The organism is Paraburkholderia unamae, assembly GCF_003096875.1.
GTDB classification, from domain to species: domain Bacteria; phylum Pseudomonadota; class Gammaproteobacteria; order Burkholderiales; family Burkholderiaceae; genus Paraburkholderia; species Paraburkholderia unamae.
The window spans coordinates 314,499-324,031 of record NZ_QEOB01000002.1; the positions used below are offsets into that span (position 1 = coordinate 314,499).

Annotated in this window: 14 protein-coding genes; all 14 read left to right on the plus strand. The window is 63.0% G+C overall.

The features are described from left to right. Positions 1 to 19 precede the first annotated feature (19 nt). Entirely contained in the window at positions 20 to 250 is a 231-nt protein-coding gene (locus tag C7402_RS05430) for a hypothetical protein (RefSeq protein WP_116609874.1), read from the plus strand. After that, complete coding sequence (locus C7402_RS05435) at positions 250 to 645, plus strand: HNH endonuclease (RefSeq protein ID WP_116609875.1); 396 nt, start codon at positions 250 to 252, stop codon at positions 643 to 645. The genes C7402_RS05430 and C7402_RS05435 overlap by 1 nt, the downstream gene beginning before the upstream one ends. A 169-nt stretch (positions 646 to 814) precedes the next feature. Then, positions 815 to 1,291 (plus strand): phage terminase small subunit P27 family, encoded by a 477-nt coding sequence (locus tag C7402_RS05440; protein ID WP_116609876.1) that lies wholly within the window; start codon positions 815 to 817, stop codon positions 1,289 to 1,291. A 3-nt stretch (positions 1,292 to 1,294) separates the two neighbouring features. Beyond that, positions 1,295 to 3,010, plus strand: coding sequence for a terminase large subunit (locus tag C7402_RS05445; RefSeq protein WP_116609877.1), 1,716 nt, complete (start codon positions 1,295 to 1,297; stop codon positions 3,008 to 3,010). Beyond that, positions 3,007 to 3,201, plus strand: coding sequence for a hypothetical protein (locus C7402_RS05450; RefSeq protein ID WP_116609878.1), 195 nt, complete (start codon positions 3,007 to 3,009; stop codon positions 3,199 to 3,201). The genes C7402_RS05445 and C7402_RS05450 overlap by 4 nt, the downstream gene beginning before the upstream one ends. Positions 3,202 to 3,204: 3 nt before the next feature. Beyond that, positions 3,205 to 4,461 carry a phage portal protein gene (locus C7402_RS05455; protein ID WP_116609879.1) on the plus strand — a complete coding sequence of 419 codons (1,257 nt, stop codon included), beginning with the start codon at positions 3,205 to 3,207 and terminating at the stop codon, positions 4,459 to 4,461. Then, complete coding sequence (locus tag C7402_RS05460; RefSeq protein WP_116609880.1) at positions 4,458 to 5,429, plus strand: S49 family peptidase; 972 nt, start codon at positions 4,458 to 4,460, stop codon at positions 5,427 to 5,429. Before C7402_RS05455 ends, C7402_RS05460 begins: the two co-directional genes overlap by 4 nt. 94 nt (positions 5,430 to 5,523) lie before the next feature. Beyond that, the gene (locus C7402_RS05465) at positions 5,524 to 6,831 is read left to right on the plus strand and encodes a phage major capsid protein (RefSeq protein WP_116609881.1); all 1,308 of its coding nucleotides are present in this window, start codon (positions 5,524 to 5,526) and stop codon (positions 6,829 to 6,831) included. A 60-nt stretch (positions 6,832 to 6,891) separates the two neighbouring features. Further along, positions 6,892 to 7,074, plus strand: a complete 183-nt coding sequence (locus C7402_RS05470) for a hypothetical protein (protein ID WP_116609882.1) — start codon at positions 6,892 to 6,894, stop codon at positions 7,072 to 7,074. A gap of 5 nt (positions 7,075 to 7,079) precedes the next feature. Beyond that, on the plus strand, positions 7,080 to 7,652 hold the full coding sequence (locus C7402_RS05475; RefSeq protein WP_116609883.1) for a head-tail connector protein: 573 nt from the start codon (positions 7,080 to 7,082) through the stop codon (positions 7,650 to 7,652). A gap of 2 nt (positions 7,653 to 7,654) precedes the next feature. Then, the gene (locus C7402_RS05480; protein ID WP_116609884.1) at positions 7,655 to 7,975 is read left to right on the plus strand and encodes a phage head closure protein; all 321 of its coding nucleotides are present in this window, start codon (positions 7,655 to 7,657) and stop codon (positions 7,973 to 7,975) included. Then, the gene (locus C7402_RS05485; RefSeq protein WP_116609885.1) at positions 7,975 to 8,409 is read left to right on the plus strand and encodes an HK97-gp10 family putative phage morphogenesis protein; all 435 of its coding nucleotides are present in this window, start codon (positions 7,975 to 7,977) and stop codon (positions 8,407 to 8,409) included. The genes C7402_RS05480 and C7402_RS05485 overlap by 1 nt, the downstream gene beginning before the upstream one ends. Then, positions 8,406 to 8,762: a DUF3168 domain-containing protein gene (locus tag C7402_RS05490; protein WP_116609886.1), complete on the plus strand. Its 357-nt coding sequence runs from the start codon at positions 8,406 to 8,408 to the stop codon at positions 8,760 to 8,762. The genes C7402_RS05485 and C7402_RS05490 overlap by 4 nt, the downstream gene beginning before the upstream one ends. A 101-nt stretch (positions 8,763 to 8,863) precedes the next feature. Then, positions 8,864 to 9,523, plus strand: a complete 660-nt coding sequence (locus C7402_RS05495) for a phage tail tube protein (protein WP_116609887.1) — start codon at positions 8,864 to 8,866, stop codon at positions 9,521 to 9,523. The last annotated feature ends 10 nt before the right edge of the window (positions 9,524 to 9,533 follow it).

Here is a 9,533-nt window from a genome sequence, read left to right on the forward strand (position 1 = left end):
CGAGTTACGAGGTTGGTGAATGACGGACCGAATCAAGATCATCAGCGATGGAACCTCGATGGGAACGCGCGTGCTCAACGCTGATGGCGCACCGGTCCCGGGCGTGATGCGCGTGGAGATCCTGCCGATCGAGCCCAATGGAATTGTGGTCGCGCACCTGACGGTCGGTCTGGTTGAGCTTGACATTGACGCGAGCGTTACCGAATCGCGTGCGGTCGAGCATACGCAAAACGTCACCGGGCCTCAGTGATGCCGCCGCGTCCGCTTCGGCCCTGCAAGCATCGTGGTTGCCGCGCGCTAGTGCCTGGTGGGATGTCGTACTGTGAGGAGCACGCTGGCGAGGATGTCGGCTGGAAGCCCGACTCCGTTCGCGGCAATCGGCACGCGCGCGGGTACGGCAGCCGGTGGGAAAAGCTGCGCGAGATGGTGCTGCTTCGCGACGGTGGCATCTGCCGCTGTGCGGAGTGTCGGCAGCTCGGGCGCGTCCGGTTGGCGACCGAGGTTGACCACGTGATCCCGAAGGCGCAGGACGGCACAGACGACCCCGAAAACCTCAGTGCGATCAACCATGACTGCCACAAGGCCAAGACCGCGAGAGAGCGCCGCCAAGGCGCTGCGCCGCGTCGGCGCGAGACGGGGTCGTGAGTGGGTTAGTCGTCGCGCGCGGTCGTCCGGTGGGGCGCGCAACGGCGCGCGTCGGGCTGCGGCTAGGGGGTAGGGGGTGTCCAATCCCTGCGGGCGATTGACCGAGGGACCGACCGGTTCGTCAAGTTTTCACGCCCGCGAAAAATGAAATTTAAAGGTGGAGCGAACTATGCCCGGAGTCGCGGGCCGCTCCGGACGTCGCGCGAAGCCCGTTGCAAAGAAGGAGGCCGCCGGCAATCCGGGTAAGCGGCAACTAAATACGCAGGAGCCAGATTTCGGCCTGGTCACCAACGTTGAGCCGCCGGAGTGGCTCGATGGCGAGGCAGTCGATATGTGGGAGCGCGTTGCGCCGCTCCTGTGCAAGCAAAAGATCCTTCAGTTCACGGATCTCCACAATCTCGAAATCTTTTGCGCCGCCTACGGCAACTGGAGGCGGGCGCAAGACGAGCTCGTGCGGAATGGACCGGTAGTGTCTGGCTCGCAGGGTGGTCCGGTGAAAAACCCGGCCGCCACCGTCGTCAAAGAGGCCGCCGGCCAGATGGCGACGTTCGGCGCCATGCTCGGACTCGATCCGTCGAGCCGTCAGCGATTGATCGGGCCGAAAAAGAAGGGCGAGGGCAACCCGTTCGCCGCACTGCTGGGCTAGAACATGCCGAAAGAATCCTTTCCGCTGGTCGCGAAGGCGAACCAGTTTGCGCGCGACGTCGTGCGCGGAAAGTTTCCGGCATGTCGATGGGTGAAGCTGGCGTGCCAGCGGCACCTTGACGACCTCGCCGCGAGCAAGGGTGCGGGCTTCAAGTACAAGTTCGACGCCGCAAAGGCCGAAAAGAAGCTGCGCCTCATCCAGTTGATGCCGCACACGAAGGGCGAATGGGCGTACAAGCGCCAACTCGTCACACTGGAGCCGTGGCAGGTCTTCGGGCTGGCGTGCACCTTCGGCTGGGTGCACAAAAAGACGGGTTTCAGGCGCTTCCGTGAGTCGTATTGGGAGGTGCCGCGCAAGAACGGCAAGAGCGTGATCGCTGCGGGCGTCGGTATCGCGATGTTCACTGCTGACGATGAGTTCGGCGCCGAGGTGTATTGCGGCGCGACGACCGAGCGGCAGGCGTGGGAGGTCTTTCGGCCCGCGCGCCTGATGGTCAAGCGCTCTCCGATGCTGGTCGAGCACCTCGGCATTGAGGTCAACGCCCAGAACCTGAGCCGCCCGGAAGATGGCAGCCGCTTCGAGCCGATCATCGGCAACCCTGGCGATGGTGCGTCGCCTTCGTGCGCGATCGAGGACGAGTATCACGAGCACGACTCGAATGCGCAGTACGAAACCATGCTGACCGGCATGGGCGCGCGGCGCCAGCCGCTAATGTTCATCATCACGACAGCCGGCGCGAACATCGAAGGGCCGTGCTACGACAAGCGGCGCCAGGTCATCGAGATGCTCGAAGGCACCGTGCCTGACGACGAGCTTTTCGGCTGGATCTGGACCATCGACGAGGGCGATGAGTGGACCGATCCGCGTGTGCTGGCCAAGGCCAACCCGAACATGGGGATCTCGGTCTACCAGGAGTATCTGGAGAGCCAGCAGCAGCGCGCGATCAAGTCCGCGCGCTTCACCAACACGTTCAAAACGAAGCATTTGAACGTGTGGACGTCGGCGAAAACGGGCTACTTCAATCTTGAAGACTGGAGGGCGTGCGAAGACTCGACGCTGTCGCTCGATCAGTTCGAAGGCCAGTCGTGCGTGCTGTCGCTCGATCTCGCGCGCAAGCTTGACCTGAACAGCATGGGCCGCCTTTTCTGGCGCGACATCGACGGCAAGCGCCACTATTTCAGCGTCGCGCCGCGTTTCTGGGTGCCCGAAGACACGGTAAAGAACACCGAAAACCGGCGGATGGCCGAGCGCTATCAAAAGTGGGTGAATCAGGGGTTCCTGAGCGAGACGGACGGCGCTGAGATCGACTATCGGGACATCCTAGAAGAGGCGAAGGAGGCGAACAGGCTGTGCCCGGTTCAGTCGACACCGCTCGACCCGCACGGCGCGACAAACCTCTCGCACCAGCTCGACGACGAAGGGCTGACGCCGGTCACGATCGTGCAGAACTACACGAACATGTCGGACCCGATGAAGGAACTCGAAGCGGCGATCACTTCGGGGCGGTTCCATCACGACGGCAATCCGATCCTGACGTGGTGTATCAGCAACGTCATCGGGAAGAATCTGCCGGGTAACGACGACGTCGTGCGCCCGATCAAGCAGGGCAACGACAACAAGATTGACGGCGCGGTCGCGCTGATCATGGCCATTGGCCGAGCGATGTTGGCGGACTTGGCTGCCGCAGGCTCGATCTACGACCAGGGAGTGGGAATTTGAATATCATCGGTGTTGCATCCTGGGTCGCGGGGCTGTTCGGCTTTGCGCTACTGATTGCCGGAGTCGCTCTCGTGAGCGTGCCGGCGGCCCTGATCGTCGCGGGCGTCCTGCTGCTGTTCTGGGCATACCTGGCTGACCGCGCAGCTGCGCGTATTGCGCCCGGCGCGTCTGCCGAGGTGGGAGAAAAGTGAGCCATGTTCTTTAGCAAGCAACTGCTCTCAAGCCTTGCCGTGACGCAGATGGGGTCGTCTGGCTGGGTTTCATCGCTGCTCGGGAGCGCGCGTTCCGATGCCGGTCAGGTGGTGACCGCGCATTCGGCGCTCGCGCTGACCGTGCTGCAAAACTGCGTCTCGCTGCTCGCGGAGAGCATCGCGCAGTTGCCGATCGAGATCTACGAACGGAAGGGCGATGACCGGGTTCTGGCCACTGATCACCCGCTGTATTCGATCCTGAAGTACGAGCCCAACCCGTGGCAGACGCCATTTGAGTATCAGGAGCAGACGCAAATCGCGACGGGCTTGCGCGGCAACAGCTACAGCTTCATCGATCGCGATGAGGCAGGCGTCGTGCAGGGGCTCTATCCGCTCGATCACGAGGCGGTGACGGTCATGAAGGGTAGCGACCTGAAGCCTGTGTATCGCGTCTATGGCTCGGATCCTATGCCTCAGCGTCTGGTGCATCACGTGCGCTGGATGTCGCTCAATGGCTATACGGGGCTGTCACCGATCATGCTGCATGCCAACGCGATCGGGCACGCGCAAGCGATGCAGCAGTACGCCGGAAAGTCGTTCATGAACGGCACGGCACTCTCCGGTGTGATCGAGCGGCCGGGGACGCCGATCAAGGATCAGGCTAGCATCGACAAGATCCTCGACTCATGGGGTGCAAAATTCGGCGGCGCGGGCAACGCCAAGAAGGTTGCGCTCTTGCAGGAGGGCATGACGTTCAAGCCGCTGTCGATGACGAACGTCGATGCGGCGCTGATCGAGGCGCTGAGGTTGTCGACCATCGACATCGCGCGGATCTACAAGATCCCGGCGCACATGGTGAACGAGCTGGAGCGCGCGACGTTCAGCAACATCGAGCATCAGGAGATCCAGTTCGTCATCTACACGCTGCTGCCGTGGATCAAGCGGCACGAGCAGGCGAAGACGCGCGATCTGCTTCTGCCCTCCGAGCGCACGCAGTACTTCATCGAATACAACGTGGCCGGCCTGCTGCGCGGCGACCAGGCGTCACGCTATGCAGCGTACGCAGTCGGCAGGCAGTGGGGCTGGCTCTCGATCAACGACATTCGACGACTTGAAAACATGTCGCCCGTCAAGGGCGGTGACGTGTATCTGAGCCCGCTCAACATGGTCGACGCATCGAAGCCGATGCCGTTGCCGGTTGGCAAGCCCTCCGAGCCTACCAAGGCAGAAATCGACGACATTCAAAGGATCCTGACTTGAGACCACATCTCCGACTCGCGAGCCTGATTTTCAACCAGCCGCAGCTTGTGACGGACCAAATGATGGACCTCGCAATGCAATGGGCGGCGCAGTCGCTGCACCTGAACATCGTCAACCTGAGCGTGAACGGCGCACAGCCGAAGATCATGGGGGATGACGACCACGGCGGCGGCGCGCAGATGGCCGCGGCGGCCGACCGCCGGCGCGCCGTGGTCGCTGATACCGGCCTCGACATCATCCCGGTGTCGGGCATCCTCGTGTCACGCTCGGCGCACATGAACGCTTGCGAGCCGATGACGAGCTACGAGGGCCTGCGTTCTTCGGTGAACCAGGCCGCCGCAGACCCTGCGGTCGAGCACATCGTTCTCGACATCGACAGCAATGGTGGCAGCGCCACGGGCGCCTTCGAACTCGCCGACGACATCCGCGCCGCGGCGCAGGTGAAGCCGATCACGGCGATCGTGAACTTCTCGGCGTTCTCGGGCGGTTACCTCATCGCAGCGGCGGCATCGAACGTGATCGTCAGCCAGACCTCGGGCGTGGGCTCCGTTGGCGTGATCGCGAAGCACGCCGACGTGTCGAAGCGCGACGAGCAGCAGGGCGTCAAGGTCACGTCCGTGTTCGCGGGCAACCACAAAAACGACCTGACGCCGCACGAGCCCCTCAGCGATCAATCCTTGCAGTTCCTTCAGGGCATGGTCCAGAACAGCTACCAGCAGTTCGTCGACGCGATTGCGAACTTCCGTGGCCTTACCACGCAGGCGGTGAAGGACACGCAGGCGGGCATCTTTTTCGGGAAGCAGGGCGTCGATGCGGGGCTGGCCGACAGCGTCGAGACGCCTCAGGCCGCAATCAACCGGATCGCTGCCGAGGTGCGCGCGGCGCGCGCGGATCGTCAGGCGAGGGCGCCGGCGCGCCGCAGTGTGGCGGCACAGGCCGCAGCGATGAACATGCGCGCCCGCTACTGAGCATCGTATTGATTGACGCAATTCTCACGTGAGCGCGTTCGCGCCTCAGTGGAGCATCGCCGCCTTCGGGCGGCATTTTTTTTGGAGATGAACCTTGAACATCAACGAACTTCGCCGCGAACGCGCAACCATCAACCAGCAGGTGCAGGCCCTCGCTGCAATCGAGGCAGCCGGAACCGCGTTGTCGGCGGAGCAGCACACCGAATTCACGAACCTGACCACGAAGTTCAACGAGGTCACCGGGCAGATCGAGCGCGCGGAGGCCGCTGAGCGTATGGCTGCGGCTGCCGCGGTTCCCGTCGATCCGAAGCCGGCCACGGTTGCCGCTCCCGCCGTCGCGAGCGTGCCCGCGCAACCGAAGTTGCCCGAGGTGAAGGGTGCGCGGGTGTCGCGCATGGTCCGCGCACTGGCCGCCGCCGGCGGCGACGCTCAACTGGCGTCCCAGCTCGCCATCGAGCGCGGCTTCGGTGAGGAAGTGGCGATGTCGCTTAACACCCTCACATCGAGCGCGGGCGGCATTCTGGTTCCGGCGAACCTGTCGAGCGAGGTGATCGAGCTGCTGCGCCCGAAATCGGTCGTGCGCAAGCTCGGCGCGCGCTCGATGCCGATCACGAACGGTAACGTCACGATTCCGCGCCTGAAGGGCGGCGCAGTCGTCGGCTATGTCGGCGCCGACAGCGACATGCCCGCGACGGAACAGCAGTTCGACGACCTGCAACTCACGGCTAAGAAGCTCGCCGCGCTGGTGCCGATCGCGAACGACCTGCTCAAGTACGCCGGTGTGAATCCGAACGTCGACCAGATCGTGATTTCCGACCTCACCGCGGCAATCGGCGCGCGCGAGGACAAGGCTTTCATCCGCGACGACGGCACTGCGAACACGCCGAAGGGCCTGCGCTTCTGGGCGCTGGCAGGCAATCTGATCGCGGCGAGCGATGGCTTGACGATCCAGAAGGTGGACACGGACCTGAACAAGGCGATTCTCGCGCTTGAAGGTGCCGATGCGAACATGACGGAGCCCGGCTGGATCATGGCGCCGCGCGTTTTCCGCTTCCTGTCGAGCATGCGCGACGGCAACGGCAACAAGGTCTATCCGGAACTCGACAACGGCATGCTGAAGGGCTATCCGGTCGGCAAGACCACGCAGGTCCCGATCAACCTCGGCGCCGGTACGAACGAGTCGGAGATCTACTTCACCGACTTCGGCGACGTGTTCATCGGCGAAGAGGAAACGCTCGAAATCGACTACAGCAAGGAGGCCACCTACAAGGACTCTGAAGGCAATGTCGTGAGCGCATTCCAGCGCGACCAGACGCTCATCCGCGTGATCGCGAAGAACGACTTCGGGCCGCGCCACGTCGAATCGATCGCTGTGCTGACTGGCGTCACCTGGGGCGCGTAAGCGCCAGTTTCAACTTCAAGGCCCGCGCTGGTTCAGGCGGGCCGTTTCAGGAGCTACGACATGAAACTGGTCAAGATCGTGCGCCACCATCGGCAGTACACGCCCGGCGACGTCACAGGATTTGCGGACGGGCACGCGCAGAAGCTGATCGATGCGGGCATTGCTGAAGAGCATGTGCCCGAGGCGAAGGATGCGAAGGCATCGAAGAGCGACGCGACGAAGGCCGCGGCCGCGAAGGGGTAAGCAGCATGGGCGCCGTTCTCGTTGATTACCTCGACGACGTCGAGCCGCTCACGTACGAGGATGTCGTCAACCAGGCACGCATCGACGGCGACGACGAAGAGGATTTCATCACCACGATCGTGATTCCTGGTGTGCGCCAGACTGCGGAAACGAAGACGGGAGCCGCGATTCGCAAGGCGCGCTACACCGAGCGCCTCGCGGCGTTCCCCGCGGGGGATTTCCCGCTTTCAGTGGGCCAGGTGACCGAGGTCGAGAGCATCACCTGGCGTTCGGTGACCGGCGTGAACGCGACGCTCGATCCAACGGCGTACGAGGTCATCCCGTCGACGCGCGAGACGCGCATCGCGCCACTCGGGAGTCACTGGCCGAGGGCCACCGCTGTGGTGATCACGTACACGGCCGGCGCCGACCTGAGCAAATTTCCATCGGTGCGGTCGTGGTTACTTCTTGCGGCGGCCTGGGCATGGGATCAGCGTGAACTCTTCCTGCTTGCGCAGACACGGCAGGCCGTCATGGAGATGCCGGGCGGCTACGCAGATGCGCTCCTTGATCCGATAACCGTCCCGCCGAGGTTCTGACGATGCAGGCTGGAAAGCTCAACCGACGCGTCACGATTCTGCGTAAGTCGGGCGCTCGCAGTCCTTCCGGACAGCCTCTCCCGGATAGTTGGACTGAGCTCGGAAAGGCGTGGGCCAGCATCGCCTTCGCATCGGGCCTCCAGACGATCAAGGGTGATGGCGAAGTGTCGCTTGCGCGGGCAAGTATTCGCCTCCGTTACCGCGCTGACGTTCTGGCTGGCATGAGGGTGCAGCATGGCTTGATCACATATCAGATTCACGCGGTGCTGCCCGATGAGCGCGGGCGTGAATATGTAGATCTTGTTTGCGAGGTGATTGCCTAATGAGCATGACGATCTCGTCGGATTTGAGCGCCCTTGACGAATATCTCGACCACCTCGGCGATGGTGTCGATGAAGCGGTTCGGCCGGCGGCGCAGAAGGGCGCGCAGGTGCTGTACGACTACGTTCGTCGGAATGCGCCAGTGTCGGAGCGGGCTCACATGTTTCACGGCACGCATGCGGTGTACGGCCCATATCAGCCGGGGAGTCTGCGCGACTCCATCTACCAGGTGTACTCGAAAGACAACTCGGGCCAGTCGAAGGCGACCTATCACGTCAGCTGGAACCACAAGAAGGTCCCCTACGGCTTTATGGTCGAGTTCGGAACATCGACGAGGGAAGCGCACCCGTTCATTCGTCCGGCTGTAGCACTGCTGCCCGCTGCCTCTGATGCCGTCGAAATGGAGCTGATGAAGCGGGTCGGAGAAATCATATGAGCGTCGAGGCGAAGATCTTCACATTGCTTTCGCCGTTGGTGGATGGCCGGGTGTTCCCCGGCTTTGCGCCGGATGGCACTGAGCGGCCGTATATCACCTGGCAACAGTTCGGCGGCCACGTGATAACGCTGGTCGCAAAAGAGGTTCCCGAAAAGCAGAACGGCTTCTTCCAGGTCAACGTCTGGAGTGGACTGAGCGACGAGGTGGATTCGCTCGCGCTGCAAATCGAAGCGGCATTCATCACGGCAGCGGACTTCTCGGCGAAACCGATGGTCGCTCCGGTATCGCAGAACGAGCCCGACCTCGGCCTCTACGGCAAACGGATGGAATTCACCGTCTGGTCGGACCGGTAGCAGCAAGCAGGACAGCCCGCCGCGCGCGGGCATTATTTCGCCCAATAGGGCACTCACCGATACCCGCCGCGAGCGGGTTTTTTCATTTGAAGGAGCCCGGTATGTACGGATTTCCCGAAGGGAGTCACTTTTATTTCACCGAGGTGTCAGCAGTCGCGAAGGCAGTGAGCGCGATCACGAACGCCAACCCGGCGGTCGCAACGGCTACCGCGCACGGTTTCACCGCGGGTCAGGAGATTCTGTTCGCCTCGGGCTGGGAAGACGCGAGCGACGCCGTTTTCCGCGTCGATGCGCCGGATGCAGACACGTTCTCGCTTCTCGGTCTCGATACGACCGACTTGAACCTGTTCCCCGCAGGCCACGGCGCCGGATCGGCGCAAGTGATCCTGCCCACCGACTGGGTGGAGGTGCCGCAGGTCCTCACCATCGGTTCGTCGGGTGGCGATCCCAAGTTCACCACGGTCGCACCGCTCGCGAAGCGCAACGAACAGAGTGTTCCGACCGGCTTCGGCGCCACGAGTGTCGCATTGACGCTGGCGCACGACGCTGGCGATGCGGATTACCAGAAGATGGTCAGCATCAGCCGTGCGCGCCGCACGGTCGCCTTCAAGCTCACGCTCGCCAATGGCGCGGCGAGCTACGGCTATGGCTATCTGAGCGTCAACGAAATGCCGAAGCTCAGCTCCCAGCAGGTGAATCAGGTCACCGCCACGTTCTCGCTGCTCGGTCGCTCGATCAGCTACGGCGTGCCCACCGCGTAACTGTCTCCTT

Excerpts from the sequence above, each read along its gene's own strand:
- C7402_RS05430 (WP_116609874.1), top strand. The coding sequence starts at position 20 with ATGACGGACCGAATCAAGATCATCAGCGATGGAACCTCGATGGGAACG.
- C7402_RS05485 (WP_116609885.1), top strand. The coding sequence starts at position 7,975 with ATGAGCATGACGATCTCGTCGGATTTGAGCGCCCTTGACGAATATCTC.
- C7402_RS05440 (WP_116609876.1), top strand. The coding sequence starts at position 815 with ATGCCCGGAGTCGCGGGCCGCTCCGGACGTCGCGCGAAGCCCGTTGCA.
- C7402_RS05455 (WP_116609879.1), top strand. The coding sequence starts at position 3,205 with ATGTTCTTTAGCAAGCAACTGCTCTCAAGCCTTGCCGTGACGCAGATG.
- C7402_RS05495 (WP_116609887.1), top strand. The coding sequence starts at position 8,864 with ATGTACGGATTTCCCGAAGGGAGTCACTTTTATTTCACCGAGGTGTCA.
- C7402_RS05475 (WP_116609883.1), top strand. The coding sequence starts at position 7,080 with ATGGGCGCCGTTCTCGTTGATTACCTCGACGACGTCGAGCCGCTCACG.
- C7402_RS05470 (WP_116609882.1), top strand. The coding sequence starts at position 6,892 with ATGAAACTGGTCAAGATCGTGCGCCACCATCGGCAGTACACGCCCGGC.
- C7402_RS05435 (WP_116609875.1), top strand. The coding sequence starts at position 250 with ATGCCGCCGCGTCCGCTTCGGCCCTGCAAGCATCGTGGTTGCCGCGCG.
- C7402_RS05445 (WP_116609877.1), top strand. The coding sequence starts at position 1,295 with ATGCCGAAAGAATCCTTTCCGCTGGTCGCGAAGGCGAACCAGTTTGCG.
- C7402_RS05480 (WP_116609884.1), top strand. The coding sequence starts at position 7,655 with ATGCAGGCTGGAAAGCTCAACCGACGCGTCACGATTCTGCGTAAGTCG.
- C7402_RS05490 (WP_116609886.1), top strand. The coding sequence starts at position 8,406 with ATGAGCGTCGAGGCGAAGATCTTCACATTGCTTTCGCCGTTGGTGGAT.